This is a genomic window from Bacillus sp. 2CMS4F, assembly GCF_023161785.1.
In the GTDB taxonomy this organism is placed as follows: Bacteria; Bacillota; Bacilli; order Bacillales; family Bacillaceae; genus Bacillus; species Bacillus halotolerans.
Genome location: NZ_JALNTO010000001.1, coordinates 26,408 through 42,750 on the forward strand (window position 1 = coordinate 26,408; position 16,343 = coordinate 42,750).

The window sequence follows — 16,343 nt, forward strand, 5'->3', positions numbered from 1 at the left end:
ATATTGAAAGGTATTCATACCGACCGTTAAGGAGTTTGCGAGGACCATAGACAAGATTAATCGTTCACAGCAAAAAAACTGTACTCGGCAAAAATGAGTACAGTTTTTTTTTTTTTATTTATGTTTTAAATTAATTCCGATCGCTGCGCCGTTTCTGCTTGAATCGGCTACTCCTTTGAAGGTGCCGTTTTCACGGTCGATAAAAATGCTTTGCACGTTTCCGATGTCCACTGGACTTGTGCCGAATTTATGGCCCATGTCTTTTAATTTGCTGAGTACATTCTCTGGAACTCCGTCTTCGTATCTGTAGGAGCTCATACTGTTTGTGTAAATTCTCGGCTCTTCAACCGCTGCTTTTAATTCCATTCCATATTCTATATTATAGAGGATGGTTTGCAGCACGGAAGAAATAATCGTTGCCCCTCCAGGAGATCCGACGGTGAGAACTGGTTTGTCATCTTTAAACAAAATCGTCGGAGTCATGCTGCTTAATGGCCGCTTGTTCGGCTGAACTTCGTTGGCTCCGCCTGGAACCGCATCAAAATCTGTTAGTTCATTGTTTAAAATGACGCCGTAATCAGGAACCATAATGCCTGTGCCAAACAGCTGTTCAATTGTTGTTGTATAGGAAACAACATTGCCCCACCGGTCTGCGACGGTAAAGTGTGTCGTTTGGCCGTCTACTTTATCATTCGGCTGTTCGACTTGCTTATAGTTTGCGGTTTCTTCTTCGTATTTCCAAGGATCACCGGCTTTTGGTTTTTTGTTGACTTCATCTAAACTGATTAATTGCTGGCGCTCTTTTATATAGTCGGGGTGAAGCAAACCTTTGAGAGGAACATTTACAAATTCGGGATCGCCTGCATAAGCCGCACGGTCAGCGTAAGACAAATGCATGGTTTCAGCGAGCAGATGGTATTTTTCCCATGAGCGGATATCATATTGTGAAAGGTTAAAATCATCGAGAATGTTTAGCATTTGCAGCAAGAAAACGCCGCCAGAGCTTGGAGGAGGAGTCGTTGCGATTTGATAGCCTTGATATTCTCCCCAAATTGGTTCGTCAATTGTAATGTCATAATTTTCTAAATCTTTTTCGGTCATTGATCCCCCAAAATCCTGAACAGTATCAGAAAGGGCTTTGGCAAATCTGCCTTCGTAAAAGGCGTCTATGCCTTTCGAACGAATGAGCTTAAAGGTTTTGGCCAGATCTTTTTGAATGAGCGTATCGCCTTCTTTAAGCGGCTCGTCATTCGGCAGAAATACATCCTTAGCGGCAGTCCGTGATAATTTTTCCTGATAATCAGAAATCGCATCTGCTAACACTGAATCAATCGGAAAGCCTTTATCAGCGAGTTTAATAGAGGGGGAAATTAATTGTTTCATCGAACGGGTTCCCCATTTATCCAATGCTTTTTCCAGCCCTTTCAGTGTACCCGGAACACCAACGGCAGTACCTTTTGTGACACGTTCGGAGAAAGGTATCGCTTTGCCGTTTTCATCGAGAAACATATCCGGAGTTGCGCCTGCGGGAGCGCGTTCACGGCTGTCAATGATCGTTGTATCTTTTGTTTTTCCGTCATACACCATCATAAAACCGCCGCCGCCAATACCTGACATCATCGGTTCTGTGACATTAAGCGCAAACTGAATGGCAACCGCCGCGTCAATGGCATTTCCGCCTTTTTTCAGGACGTCAGCTCCGATCTCTGAAGCGAGAGGATGCGCAGTGGCAACCATTCCGTCTTTGCCTACATCTACTTGTTTGTACTCGTCATAGCCTTTGGGCGGCTTTTTAGCTTCCGCGTGAAATGGAGCACTTCCAGCGACTAACAGAACACTAAGCAGGGCTGCTAAACAGACGTTCCACGTTTTTTTCATGTTCTCCCTCCTATTAAGCTGTTATGTTACAATCTTAGCGTAAAAAAAATACAGCGGTTTCACAAGTGACAAATGGTATATTATCTATATCATCCGGCCTTATTTCTGTGTGAAATTGATTATATTGGGGTGAGTCATGTGCTATAGTAGAAACAGCATACGGATTAAGAAAGGAATGCTATATGTATTTAACGATTAAAGAAACAGCAGAATATGCAAATCTTTCAGAGGATTATATTAAAAGTTTGGTGCTCGAAGGTAAAATCAGGGCCGTTCATGACGGTGAGCAATTTTTGATTTATAAGGGACAGTTCAAAACGCATCTCGAACAGCTGGAAAATTATAAAGCGCTCGTGCAGGAAATATTAAATGAACCGATTCCGGAAGATATAGATGTAAAGGATGAAGACTAGGACACAATTTCAAATTGTGTCTTTTTTTGCATATTTTTTTGTGAGCATCTCGAAAAGAAAAGCGTCATATTGCGTTTTAAGGGCTTTTTCGGAAAGGGTCAGAGTGATTTGTCTCAGGAGTCAAAAAAGCTTTATATGAGCCTGTAAATGTCATTTCAGAGGATAGGGCGTTTCAAGAGATCTTTTTTCTGCTTATGTAACACTATGTATATTATGTTACATAAATGCCACCGAACTTTGACATTCAACGTTTTTCCGCTATAATAGTAACATAGACCTCAAAACGTTACATAACGGTTTTTAAGGAGTTTTTTGATGCATATTGTACAGCCGATCCGCAGTTTAGAGAAAATTCAAGATGTAAAACAGTATTTACGCAGCAAAAACAAGCGTGACTATTTTTTGTTTATTTTCGGCATTAACAGCGCGCTCCGAATTTCTGATATTTTGCCGCTTCAAGTGAAAGATGTCAGAAATAAAGACCATTTATGGGCGACTGAAAGCAAAACAAAAAAGAAAAGGAAGATTCTCATTTTAGAATCTTTGAAAGCAGAAATATACGAGTATACGAAAGATATGAAAGAAAATGAATACCTCTTTAAATCTGTACGAACCAGAAAGCCAATTTCACGCATTCAGGCATACAGAATTTTAAGAGAGGCAGCCGAAGCGTGCGGACTTGAGGAAATAGGGACCCATACGCTCCGGAAAACATTTGGCTATCATTTCTACCAGCGGACAAAAGATATCGCTGAGCTGCAGAGGATCCTTAATCATTCATCACCTTCAATTACAATGCGTTATATTGGAATCGATGAAGATACAACAAGAGCTGCTTATAAGGTATTTGGAGGGCTGTAAATCAAATCGCTTGAAAATCGTGACAATCGGAGCTACTATATAGATATCAAAAAAGCTCTAGTAGCACAGCGGATAGTGCAGCAGTTTCCTAAACTGCAGGTCGGGAGTTCGAATCTCTCCTAGAGCGTAATAAAACAAAAAGGCAACGGCCGATACGTCCGTTGCCTTTTTTATGCTTAACATAAAAAACGCCCGTTTTTCTCGGGCGTTTTTTCTTATATAACTGCGTCAAAGCGATTTACTTTCCACTTTTTATTCTCTTTTACAAATGTCACTTTCCGTTTTGCTGAAGGTGATCCGTCCAAAGTAGGAACGGTAAATTCATATGTGACTGTGCCGCCTTTTTTAGAAATGAGTTTAGCGGTTGATTTTTTCCAATTTAAGAGATTGTCTCCGTCACCGATCGGAACAGCCAGTTTTCCTTTTGAGACAATGAAATGATAGTCTTTAAAGCCTTTTTCAATCGCTGGTTTTGAGAAAATAGGTGTTAAGTAATTCACAGCTTTTTCTTTTGTGCCAAGGTCACTGCACATGTATACGTACTGAAGATTTTGATGCTCGAATGTGCCTGATGGGCAAACTGCTTTTTTCGCTTTTGGATTGTGTCCGCTCATTGTATTCCAAAAATGCTCTCTTGCTGTTAGTGCCAGCTGCAATGCTTGTTTTTGTGATAAATCCCCAGATGTGTTTTTCGCAAATGCATTTGTGTTTAATGACAGAATAAGTGCAATAGTGGTTAAAAATAGAAGATATTTTTTCAATGTGGCTCTCTCCTTTAAAATCTCTTTCTCTTATGTTACAAATGTTACAATAGTTACGTTTAGATTACAATACTTTTGCATAAATTATTTTTTATTCTTTCATCTCACCAAAAGACTATGCTGTATCGCGCTAGTTTATTCTTGCAGATTGAAAAATGTGTAAAAACAGGAGAATCGGGAAGGGTTTTATAAGTACTGTGGTGAATAGTTACATGTTGCATGTCGTGTTCATTTCAAGAGAAACGGGAGCACGTTAGTGAAACGAGTTTAAATAAAGGAGTCATTCATATGGAAACATTACAAGAAAATCCCGTATCTAAGAAGAAGAGCAATCCATCTGTTTGGCGGTCAATGTCACTATTTTTAGTGCCGCTCCTTCTGAGCAATGTGCTGCAATCAGTGGGCCAATTAGTCGGGATGGTCGCTGTGGGCAGATGGCTTGGCGTAGATGCGCTTGCAGCTGTCTCATCCTTTTTCCCGCTGTTTTTTCTTCTCATTTCATTTACGATCGGCATCGGTTCCGGCAGTTCCATTCTTATCGGGCAAGCCTATGGGGCAAAAAATGAGGAACGGTTAAAGGCCGTTGTCGGAACAACGCTGACATTCACCTTTTTATTAGGAATTGTGTTAGCTGTGATCGGCAGTATATTCACCTTAGATATTCTGCGTCTCATGGGAACGCCGGAAAATGTAATTCATGTCAGTGTCAGCTATGCGCGTATCTTATTTTGTGCAATGCCGTTTATGTTTTTATATTTTGCTTATACCACATTCTTGCGGGGGACAGGAGATTCTAAGACACCGTTTTATACATTGATTGTAAGCACAGTCATCAATATAGCACTTTTACCGATCTTCATTCTCGGCATGTTCGGCCTGCCGAAGCTGGGCATTTACGGCTCTGCTTACGCAACCGTTATTTCTACAATTGTGACCTTTATCGTATTATTGGTGTATCTGCGGAAAACGAAACACCCGCTGCAATTTGATAAGACAGTGCGGCGTTATTTGAAAATGGATAAGGAATTGCTGGCGCTTCTGCTGCGTCTTGGTATTCCGTCAAGCATTAACATGATTCTCGTCTCACTATCGGAAATAGCGGTCATTTCATTCGTCAATCATTATGGCTCTGATGCAACCGCAGCATATGGCGTGGTCAACCAGGTAGCCAGCTATGTGCAAATGCCGGCTGTCAGTCTGGGGATCGCGGTGTCTATTTTCGCCGCTCAATCTATTGGCGCGAATGAGTTTGACCGGTTAAAGCAAGTCATTCGGGTCGGCATTTGGCTGAATTATATCATTGGCGGTGTGCTGATCCTCCTTATCTATCTTTTTGCACATCAGATTTTAGCATTATTTTTGACCGAGAAAGATACACTTTACATTGCACACAGGCTTTTGATGATTACATTATGGAGCTATTTGCTGTTTGGGAATGCCCAAATTATTTCTGCGACGATGCGTGCAAGCGGAACGGTTTTATGGCCGACCCTCATCAGTATTTTTGCCATCTGGGGAATCGAAGTGCCGGTCGCGTTTGTTCTGTCTCACTATACAAATCTTGAAATACTCGGCATTTGGGTAGGCTATCCGGCAGCATTTGCCGTGAGTTTGCTTTTGATTTACGGGTATTATCAATTCATTTGGAAAAAGAAGCAGATTACACGTCTGATTCAATAAACTCCAAAAGAACACCGTTCATTTTGAATGGTGTTTTTTGTTTACTTAAAGACTAAAGGGAAAACATAAAATGGAGGAAATAGTGCACACTGAATTGAATTTATATATAAGCATTGAACTAAGGAGAGGTTGAGTACACATGACAAATTATATTGAAAAGATGACGTATTTAGGAACACCAGCTGTCAAAGCGGGTAATGAGCATTTGGAAATAATAGTCGTGCCTGAGTGGGGCAGCAACGTCATTTCTCTCGTAGACAAAGAAACAAAGATGCACCTTTTACGAGAACCGGAAACAACTGAAAGCTTTCATGACACACCTACATTGTATGGAATTCCCATTTTATTTCCGCCTAACCGCATAAGTGACGGAACGTTCACCTTCCGGGGCAGAACGTATCATTTTGATATCAATGAAAAAGATAAACACCATCACCTTCACGGCTTTCTCTATGACAAAAAGTGGGACATCTTAACGATGCAACAAACAGACGAAGAAGTGATCATAGAAACTGAAATTGATCTTTCGGAAATTCCCCATGTTTATAAACAATTTCCGCATCATGCTGTTGTACGGATGACATACATTTTAAAAGATAACACTCTTTATAAGCATGCCACGATCATGAATAAAGGGAAGGATGCATTTCCTTGGGGGCTTGGTTATCATACGACCTTCGTTTTCCCGGAAGAGAGCTCTTTATTTTCTCTTACTGCTGATCAGCAATGGGAATTGGATGAACGTTTATTGCCGACCGGAAAGCTGATCGATATACCAAATCAGGAAGCTTTGCACGAAGGAATGCTCTTGCGGCAGCAGCTTGATGATGTCTTTTTATCTTCTTATCAGAAGAGAGGGGGAGAAAATCAGGCTGTCATTTACCATCAGCATGCACACCTGAATATGATCTACAAGGCGGATGAACAATTTAAGCATTGGGTTGTGTATAATGCTGATGGAACACAAGGGTATTTGTGCCCAGAGCCTTATACATGGGTGACAAACGCAGTTAACCTTGATCTCCCTTCGTCACTCACTGGCTTACAAGTGTTAGAGCCTGGTGAAGAGAAGACAGTAAAAAGCAGCATCACGATTGAGCGTAATCATCGATAGCCAATCAGGAGAGGCGGGATAAGACAATGAGAAAAAGCATGAAGCTTTGTTTTGTAATATTGCTGCTTTTCATCTTTGCTTCCATTCCATATTTGCATCATGCTGCACAAGCGGCTGAAGAACAGGATACACTTGCCGGGCAGATTGAAACTATTTTAGCCAATGAACCTGCTTTAAAAGGCGCAATGGCTGGCATTACTGTCCGTTCTGCAGAAACAGGCGACGTCATTTACGGCCATTTAGGGGATGTCCGGATGAGACCCGCCTCTTCTTTGAAGCTTTTTACAGCCGCCGCGGCACTTTCTGTTCTCGGTGAGGATTATTCTTTCACAACAGAAGTGCGGACAGACGGCCGCCTTAAAGGACAAAAACTGAATGGCAACCTTTATCTGAAAGGAAAAGGAGATCCGACACTTTTACCAGCTGATTTTGATCAAATGGCCGAAAAGCTGAAAAAATCCGGCATCAAGTCCATAAAAGGCAATCTTGTCGCCGATGACTCATGGTATGATCATATCCGCTATTCGCCTGATTTGCCATGGAGTGATGAGTACACTTATTACGGCGCGCAAATTTCCGCACTGACAGCGTCTCCAAATGAGGACTATGATGCAGGCTCTGTGATAATAGAAGCCAGCCCGGGAAAGAAAGAAGGACAAAAGCCAGCAATATCAGTGTCACCAAAAACGGATTATGTAGCGATTGAGAATGAGGCGAAAACAGTTGAGGCGGGAAAAAAGAAAGATCTTTCTATCGAAAGAGAACATGGAACCAATACGATTACGATTAAAGGGAGCATACCGGTTGATGCAAGCAAAACAAAAGAGTGGATTTCCGTCTGGGAGCCGGCAGGATATGCTTTAGATTTATTTAAGCAGGCTCTTAAAAACCAAGGCATTACAGTAAAAGGGAAAATCATAATGGGCACAGCGCCCGACTCTTCAGACGTACTGGCCACTCATCACTCAATGCCTTTGTCAAAGCTATTTCTTCCTTTTATGAAATTAAGCAATAACGGACACGCCGAGGTACTTGTAAAAGAGATGGGGAAAGCGGAAAAAGGAGAGGGCAGCTGGGAAAAAGGGCTTGAAGTGCTGAACAGTACGCTTCCGAATTTCAGCGTTGATCCCAAAACACTTATTTTGAGGGACGGTTCCGGGGTTTCTCATATCAATGCTGTATCGTCAGACCAAATCACAAAGCTGTTATATGACATCCAAGATGAAAAGTGGTTTCAAACTTATCTGCATGCTCTGCCGGAAGCGGGGAACAGTGACAGACTGGTAGGCGGGACGCTAAGAAACCGCATGAAAGACACCCCGGCAGAAGGGAAGATAAGAGCAAAGACCGGGTCGTTAAGCACTGTCAGCTCTCTGTCTGGCTATGCAGAAACAAAGAGCGGAAAAACGCTCGTTTTCTCTATTCTTCTAAACGGTTTGATTGATGACTCGGATGGCAAAGACATTGAGGATCAAATTGCTGTTATTTTGGCAAATCAATAAAAACGCTAAACCTGTTTTCGTGGAAAACAGGTTTTTTTATGTTTCTTTTTACATTATCGCGCTTGTTTTTAAAACATTCAGCTAAATATTGTAGAAATGTAACTGATACTGAGGCGGAGAATATCTTATAAACGGTTCAACCTATCCTCATATGAAATTAAATAAATGAAGAAAAAATCTAGTGATGAAGAACTATTAAAAATCGATACTTTCATAACTTTACATTCGAAATCCTAATAAAATTAATCAAGAAAAATAAATAATTAATACTATATTCAAAAAAATGTTATAAAAATTTTATATTTTTTATTGTACTTTAAAAAAATTCGGTTAATATAATGCATATATGGATTATATAGTCATATAATTTCTTTTTATTGTAATTATTTCAGTTTCTTATCCTCTTATAAATTAGAATTGGAGGGAATTCGTTGAAAGAAAATACTTATGGTTTAACTCATGCCCAAAGGAGAGTTTGGTTTACTGAACTGTTGGAGCCTGGTACAAGCATCTGTAATCTGACCGCCTGTGTAAAATTCAGGGGTGATGTTGATCTTGATGCTCTTCAGTTGGCTCTGAACCTTTCAATCTCCCGTAATGATGCAATCAGGTTCCAGCTGACAGAAGGAATTGAATCGGAGTCAGAGCCTCGTCTGTATCTTGCAGAATACAAAGAATTATCACTTGAAATAATAGATTTTACAAATGCTGAAATGACAGAAACAGAGCAATGGATTCATGATCAAGCCAGAATTCCGTTTAAGCTGCTTGATTCGCCTCTGTATCAATTTTATCTCCTTAGAATCCACCCCCATGAAATTTGGCTATATGCGAAATTCCATCATATTATCATGGACGGCATCTCTTTAAATTTGATGGGAAATCAAATTATTAATCTGTATCAAAAAATCAAAAAAGGGGAGCCTATACCCGATGTGCAAGAGCCTTCCTACATTAGCTACATAGAAAAAGAGAGGCAGTACTTACAATCTTCACGTTTTGAAAAAGACCATTTGTTTTGGACGCAAACCTACCAACAGCCGCCGGTATACCACTCACTTACCGGACAGAGCACTTCACAAAAGCAGAGTACCTCCGCATCGAGAGATACTATCACACTTTCACCTTACCTAGCACATACCATCCAAGCTTTTTGCGAAGAACAGAAAATCAGTATGATCTCCTTATTTATGGCTTCATTTTACATATGCATCAGCCGCATCACCTCCAAAACGGACCTTGCAATCGGAACCTACTATGGAAACAGGGGGTCAAAAGCGGAGAAAGAAATGCTTGGCATGTTTGTCAGCTCTCTTCCAATCAGAAAAACGGTTGATTCTGACGCCGATTTTCTTTCCTTTGTACGCAGTGTCGGCAGAGAACAGCTTTCAGTCATGCGCCATCAAAGATTTCCTTATAATTTGCTGGTGAATGAATTAAGAAAAGAACACAAGGATTTACACAACCTGATCGGTATATCAATGCAGTACCATCCGCTTCAGTGGCAAAAAGCGGATGATTTGAACTATGAGACGGCGCTTTATTTCAGCGGATACACCGCAAACGAGCTTTCTGTTCAAATACAGGAGCGGATAGATACTGGAGCCATTCAATTAAATTTCGACTATCAAAATATCTTATTTTCTCTTGAGGACATTAAACGGATTCAGCACCACCTGCTTACGTTGCTGGAAAACGCGCTTCAAAATCCGCATAGTACTATAAAAGAATTAGATATGGCAGAAAAACGTGAGAAAGAAAAAGTTTTGTATGAATTTAACAGAACGAAAGCTGTTTCGCCTGCAGCTTCGACGCTGCACGGGCTGTTTGAACGCCAGGCGGCTTTGACGCCGGATCGGACGGCCTTACGCTTTTCTGGCGGTTCGCTGACTTACGCGCAGCTTGACATGTACGCCAACAGGCTGGCAGCGCGCCTTACGGCGCATGGTGTCACAAAGGAAAGCATTGTCGGTGTTCTAAGCGAGCGGTCGCCGGACATGCTGACAGCCGTTCTCGCCGTATTAAAGGCAGGCGGAGCTTATGTGCCGCTTGATCCTGTATATCCAGAGGAGCGGCTGAGCTATATGCTGAAAGACAGCGGGGCAGCATTGTTGCTGACGCAGCCGGGATTAAAGGCACCTGATTTTTCCGGAAAGACACTTGAAGTGGATATGACGGCTCTTGCGAATGAAGAATCTGAAAGTCACTCTCTTCATCAAACGGACAGCGATTCTCTCGCCTATGTGATCTATACGTCGGGCTCCACTGGACAGCCGAAAGGGGTCACCGTGGAGCACCGCCAGGCGGTTTCCTTTCTGACCGGCATGCAGATGCAGTTTCCTTTAGAGGAAGACGACATCATTATGATGAAAACGTCTTTTTCCTTTGATGCATCTGTCTGGCAGCTGTTTTGGTGGACGCTTTCAGGTGCTTCGGCCTATCTGCTTCCGTCCGGCTGGGAGAAAGATCCGGCATTGATGGTAAAAGCCATTCGAGAGGAAGGCGTTACAACGGCTCATTTTATTCCGGCCATGCTGAACAGCTTTTTGGATCAAGCGGAAATAGAGGCACCGAGAAGCCTGAAGCGTGTATTCGCCGGAGGTGAACCGCTGGCACCCCATACGGCAGCCCGTTTCGCTTCTTTGCTGCCGGAGACATCGCTGGTTCACGGCTACGGGCCGACAGAAGCAACCGTTGATGCGGCATTTTACGCGTGTGATCCTGAGCTGGACAAGGATCGCTTACGCCTTCCGATCGGAAAACCCGTGCCTGGCGCGCGTCTGTATGTATTAGATCCTCATTTAGCCGTACAGCCTGTCGGCGTAGCGGGAGAATTGTACATTGCCGGGGCCGGGGTTGCCAGAGGCTACTTGAATCGTCCGGAATTAACAGAAGAACGTTTTCTTGATGATCCATTTTATCCGGGTGAACGCATGTACAAAACGGGTGATTTGGCGCGCTGGCTCCCAGACGGACAGGTTGAATTCCTCGGCCGTCTGGATGACCAGGTGAAAATCCGCGGCTACCGGATTGAGCCGGGAGAAATCGAAGCGGCGCTCAGAAGCATAGAAGGCGTGCGGGAAGCGGCTGTGACTGTTCGTACAGAAAGCGGCGAGGCGGAATTATGTGCGTATGCGGAAGGGCTCGGCAGAAATGAAGTGCGCAAGCAGCTTGAGACATTGCTGCCGGGCTATATGATTCCTGCTCATATCATCGAGATGGAACAATGGCCGGTTACCCCGAGCGGAAAGCTCGACAGAAAAGCGCTGCCTGCTCCTGACGGAGCGGCAGATCGGGAAACCTACACAGCGCCGAGAAACCTGACAGAGATGAAGCTTTCCCAGCTGTGGGAGGAAGTGCTGAAAAGCGGCCCTGTCGGCATTCACGACAACTTTTTTGACCGGGGCGGCCATTCCTTAAAAGCCACCGCGCTTGTCTCCCGGATCGCCAAGGAATTCGGCGTCCAAGTGCCGCTGAAGGATGTGTTTGCCCATCCGACGGTAGAAGGTTTGGCTTCTGTCATCAGCGAAGGAACGGAAAGTCCGTATGAAGCCATGAAGCCGGCAGGAAAAAGCGAGACCTACCCGGTTTCCTCCGCCCAAAAGCGGATGTATGTGCTCCAGCAGCTGGAGGATGGAGGCACAGGCTACAATATGCCGGCAGTCTTGGAGCTGGAAGGAAAGCTGGATCTTACAAGAATGGAGGCCGTATTCAAAAAGCTGATCAAACGCCACGAGTCACTGCGCACGTCCTTTACAACGGACACAGGCGGCGAGCCGGTTCAGCGCATCCATGACGAAGTGCCGTTTACATTCCACACCTCTGTGCTCGGCGGACAAACTGAACAGGAAGCCGCGGCAGCGTTTATCCAGCCGTTTGATCTCAGCCAAGCTCCGCTGTTCCGAGCGGGGATCGTCAAGGTATCAGACGGGCGGCATCTATTACTGGTCGATATGCATCACATTATTTCAGACGGTGTTTCAATCAATACGCTCATTCGGGAATTCGGGGAGCTGTACGCCAATCAAGAGCTACCTGCGCTTCACATTCAATATAAAGACTATGCCGTATGGCAGGAAGCCTTTAAAAAAGGAGACACGTACAAGACGCAGGAGGCGTACTGGCTGAAGCAGCTCGACGGCGAGCTGCCCGTACTGGACTTGCCGGCTGATTACGCCCGGCCGCCGGTGCGAAGCTTCGCGGGTGATCAAGTCTCATTTACGCTCGATCAAGAACTCACAGCCGGGCTTCACAAGCTCGCACGGGAGAACGGAAGCACCCTGTACATGGTGCTCCTGGCAGCTTACACAGCGTTATTGGCGCGCTTAAGCGGACAGGAAGACATCATCGTCGGGTCACCAATTGCCGGACGTCCTCACAAAGACCTTGAGCCGATACTTGGAATGTTCGTCAACACCCTGGCGCTTCGGACACGCCCGGAGGGCAGGAAGCCATTTGCGCAATTTTTGCAGGAAGTGCGCGAGACTGCCTTGGAAGCTTACGAACATCAGGATTATCCGTTCGAAGAGCTTGTCGACAAGCTCAGTGTGACAAGGGATATGAGCCGAAATCCAGTGTTTGATGCGATGTTTATTCTTCAAAATATGGACAAACAAGACATTAATCTTGGAGACATAAAAGCACGGCCTGCAAATGTCAATCATCAAATTTCTGTATTTGACATGACGTTGATTGCGGCTGAATCAGATGGAGTCATCAAATGTGACATGGAATTTAGTACCGACGTATTTATGAGAACGACAATTGAACGCTGGACGGCTCATTTTACCGAATTTTTGCGTGCTGCCACGTCAAATCCTAATACAACTCTTTCACAAGTGAATATACTCAGCGAAAAAGAAAAACAAAAGATTTTGATAGAACTCAACAAAACCCGCGTTGAATGTTCTCAAACTGATACCGTTTTTCATCGCATGTTTGAAAAGAGGGCTGAAGAGACACCGGAGCATATTGCTGTTATGGACGGTGAAAAACAGATCAGCTATCGTCATCTCAACGAAAAAGCCAATCGTCTGGCACACACACTGCAAGAAAAAGGGACCGAGACGCAGCCGATCGTTGCTGTTTTAGCGGAGCGATCCATTGATGCTATTGTTGGTATTTTAGCCGTTATGAAAGCCGGCGGCGTGTATATTCCGATAGATTCTCATTATCCAAAAGCCCGGATTGAATACCTTCTCAAAGACAGCGGGGCTGAAATTCTTCTTTTACAGAATGAAGTAAAGCATTTGATTGCAGGCTCAGATATAGGTGATATTTCTCGCATCTGTCTTGATGATGAAAGTTTCTATGAAGCAAAAAGATGCAACCTTGCTTCATCTCCTGCCCCGGAGGACTCGGCATATATCATTTATACGTCAGGAACAACCGGTGCGCCTAAAGGCGTTATCGTTACGCACCGAAACTTTGCTCATGCTGTTCTTGCATGGCGCAGCATATATCAGCTCGATCAAATGCCTGTCAGACTGCTTCAAATGGCGAGCTTTTCCTTTGATGTCTTTTCAGGAGACTTGGCGAGAACATTGGCCAACGGAGGGACACTAGTCATTTGCCCTGATGAAACAAGGCTTGAACCTGCTGAATTATATGCATTGATGAACAGCCAGCGTATCACGATCATGGAGTCAACACCGGCACTCATTGTCCCATTTATGGAATATGTTTACCGCAACCAGCTCAGTCTTCCTGACTTAGACATCCTTATTCTTGGTTCGGATATGGTGAAAGCCCATGATTTCAAAACACTGGCGGACCATTTCGGAAACAAAATGCGCTTAATCAATAGTTACGGGGTCACAGAGGCCACGATCGATTCAAGTTACTATGAAATGAATATGGGTGAAGAGTATTCGGGAGACAGCGTACCGATCGGCATCCCGCTTCCCAATGTAAAACTGTACGTACTCAGCCAGACTGACCAAATACAGCCAATCGGTATTGCCGGCGAGCTTTGTATCGGCGGAGCCGGCGTTGCCAAGGGCTATCACGGAAAATTTGAATTAACGGAAAAGAAATTTACAGAAAATCCATTTGTGCCCGGAGAAAGACTGTACAGAACAGGGGATCTGGCTTGCTGGCTTCCAAACGGCACTCTCAGGCTTCTTGGCCGGATGGATCATCAAGTAAAAATAAACGGGTACAGGATTGAAACAGAAGAAATTGAAAGTGTGCTCCTCCAAACCGGACTTGTCAATGAAGCGGTTGTTGCGGTTCAAAATGATACGAATGGACAGGCTCGTTTGGCAGCGTATATTCTGCCTTCAGATGCCGATACAACGGTTCTCCGCGGTGCTTTATCGAAAATGCTGCCGGCCTATATGATTCCTGCGCATATCATTCCTTTGGAAACTATGCCGCTGACATTAAACGGGAAGCTGGACAGAAGAGCCTTACCGGCACCAAATGAAGCTTTCTCGCGGCCGTATACTGCACCGGTAAACGAATTGCAGGGAATGACAGCGCAGATTTGGGAGGACGTGCTGAGCGTGTCTCGAGTTGGTATTCACGACTCCTTTTTTGAGCTTGGAGGAGACTCTATTAAAGCACTGCAAGTGTCCGCCCGCCTGGCAGCTGAAGGCTGGAGCATGACTATACAAGATTTATTCCGTTATCCAACAGTTCATGAGCTGAGCAGCCATATCACTCCATTGATATCTCAGGCAGAACAGAGGCCTATCGAAGGTGAAGCGGATCTCACACCGATTCAGAGCAATTTTTTCGATCAGCGTCATGCTTTTCGTGATCATTACAACCAATCGGTCATGCTTTTCAGCGAAAAGGGGTTTCATGCTGACGCGCTTCGCCAAGCGCTGCGCAAATTGACTGAGCATCATGACGCGCTTCGCATGGTGTTTACACAGGATCATACCGGGCGTGTCGTTCAGTACAATCGCGGAATTCAGATTACTGAAAACGAACTGTTCGGATTTCACCTAGCAGATTGGACAAAAGAACAGGCAAAAGGCACACTCTTGGAAGAAAAATTTGCTGCTGAGGAAATCGTGCTTCAAAGCAATATGAATGTAAAAGAAGGACCTTTGCTGCAAGCAGGATTGTTTAAAACCACAGAAGGAGACCATTTGCTGATTACGATCCACCACCTCGCTGTAGATGGCGTTTCTTGGAGGATTCTGCTTGAAGATTTAGCTGCAGCCTACCAACAGTCTTTGGAGCAAACAGAGATCAATCTGCCGCCGAAAAGCGATTCTTATTTATCATATGCCAACGGTCTGGCACAGATAGCCGGGAGCCGGCAATTGTTATCAGAAATAACATATTGGCAAACGATTTTAGATGCTCATAACGTTTTTCTGCCTAAGGACATGGCTGAGTCGGACAGGCATCAAAGCAGTGCCGAAACAGCTGCGTTTGTATTAGCCAGTGACTTGACTAAAAAACTGCTGTTTGAAACGCAGCAAGCCTATGGTACTGATGCCAACGAACTTTTGCTGACTGCTTTAGGAATGGCGCTTTATGAATGGAGCGGACACGAACAAATTGTGATCAGCGCTGAGGGCCATGGAAGAGAAGGACATGTTCCGAATATTGATATTTCACGAACAGTAGGTTGGTTCACTTCTATTTATCCTATCCTTCTGGACATGAGTGCACCGCATTCATCTGAAGATCAGCTCGGTTACAGAATCAAAGCGACAAAGGACAGGCTGAGAAGAGTGCCGCACAAGGGAACGGGCTACGGCTTATTGGTACAAAAGGGAGCCATACAGCATAAAGAGCCTGAGATCAGCTTCAATTATCTTGGACAATTCAGCGAAGGTGAGGGTTCTGATTTGTTTCAACTGTCTTCTTATCAGCCTCGTTACGAAATAGCGGGGGAGAGAGAAAGAGAGTATGAGCTCGATATTAATGCTTTGATAACCGACGGACGCCTGCAAGTCAAAGCAGTATACACCCGGGTGTTCCGCGAAAACACAATTCAGTGTTTGATGGACAGCTTTCACAGTCATCTTATTGAGATCATTGAGCATTGTACAAAGAAAAAAGAACGAGAAAAAACGCTGAGCGATTTCAGCAACAAAGAACTAACGCCATCCGCATTATCTAGCATCGAAAATCTCGTTAAAGATCTTTAACTTTTGGAAAAGGTGTGTGG

8 protein-coding genes and 1 tRNA gene are annotated in these 16,343 nt (G+C 44.1%); 7 read left to right on the forward strand and 2 right to left on the reverse strand.

The annotated features are described in order from the left end of the window. Positions 1 to 114: 114 nt before the first annotated feature. On the reverse strand, positions 115 to 1,878 hold the full coding sequence (gene ggt / locus MTN95_RS00110) for a gamma-glutamyltransferase (RefSeq protein ID WP_105955725.1): 1,764 nt from the start codon (positions 1,876 to 1,878) through the stop codon (positions 115 to 117). Between the two features lie 182 nt (positions 1,879 to 2,060). Here ggt and MTN95_RS00115 point away from each other — a divergent pair, with 182 nt between their 5' ends. The 3 genes from MTN95_RS00115 to MTN95_RS00125 all read left to right on the forward strand — a co-directional run bounded on the left by MTN95_RS00115 (position 2,061) and on the right by MTN95_RS00125 (position 3,279). Further along, positions 2,061 to 2,291, forward strand: coding sequence for an excisionase family DNA-binding protein (locus MTN95_RS00115; protein WP_024121629.1), 231 nt, complete (start codon positions 2,061 to 2,063; stop codon positions 2,289 to 2,291). A 315-nt stretch (positions 2,292 to 2,606) separates the two neighbouring features. Continuing rightward, positions 2,607 to 3,152: a site-specific integrase gene (locus MTN95_RS00120; RefSeq protein ID WP_044155674.1), complete on the forward strand. Its 546-nt coding sequence runs from the start codon at positions 2,607 to 2,609 to the stop codon at positions 3,150 to 3,152. Positions 3,153 to 3,206: 54 nt separating this feature from the next. Next, positions 3,207 to 3,279: transfer RNA gene (locus MTN95_RS00125), tRNA-Arg, on the forward strand. An 88-nt stretch (positions 3,280 to 3,367) separates the two neighbouring features. On the opposite strand, the gene MTN95_RS00130 is transcribed toward MTN95_RS00125, so the two are convergent. After that, positions 3,368 to 3,913 (reverse strand): IseA DL-endopeptidase inhibitor family protein, encoded by a 546-nt coding sequence (locus MTN95_RS00130; RefSeq protein ID WP_105955726.1) that lies wholly within the window; start codon positions 3,911 to 3,913, stop codon positions 3,368 to 3,370. 288 nt (positions 3,914 to 4,201) lie between these two features. On the opposite strand from MTN95_RS00130, the gene MTN95_RS00135 reads away from it, so the two are divergent. From MTN95_RS00135 to MTN95_RS00150, 4 genes are all read left to right on the forward strand, one after another. After that, complete coding sequence (locus tag MTN95_RS00135) at positions 4,202 to 5,593, forward strand: MATE family efflux transporter (RefSeq protein WP_024121626.1); 1,392 nt, start codon at positions 4,202 to 4,204, stop codon at positions 5,591 to 5,593. A 139-nt stretch (positions 5,594 to 5,732) separates the two neighbouring features. After that, entirely contained in the window at positions 5,733 to 6,707 is a 975-nt protein-coding gene (galM, locus tag MTN95_RS00140) for an aldose 1-epimerase (protein ID WP_105955727.1), read from the forward strand. A gap of 26 nt (positions 6,708 to 6,733) precedes the next feature. Beyond that, a complete protein-coding gene (gene dacB / locus MTN95_RS00145; RefSeq protein WP_248336524.1) occupies positions 6,734 to 8,209 on the forward strand; it encodes a D-alanyl-D-alanine carboxypeptidase/D-alanyl-D-alanine endopeptidase in 1,476 nt (491 codons plus the stop codon). 431 nt (positions 8,210 to 8,640) lie between these two features. Beyond that, positions 8,641 to 16,323 (forward strand): non-ribosomal peptide synthetase, encoded by a 7,683-nt coding sequence (locus MTN95_RS00150; RefSeq protein ID WP_248336525.1) that lies wholly within the window; start codon positions 8,641 to 8,643, stop codon positions 16,321 to 16,323. Positions 16,324 to 16,343: the final 20 nt, after the last annotated feature.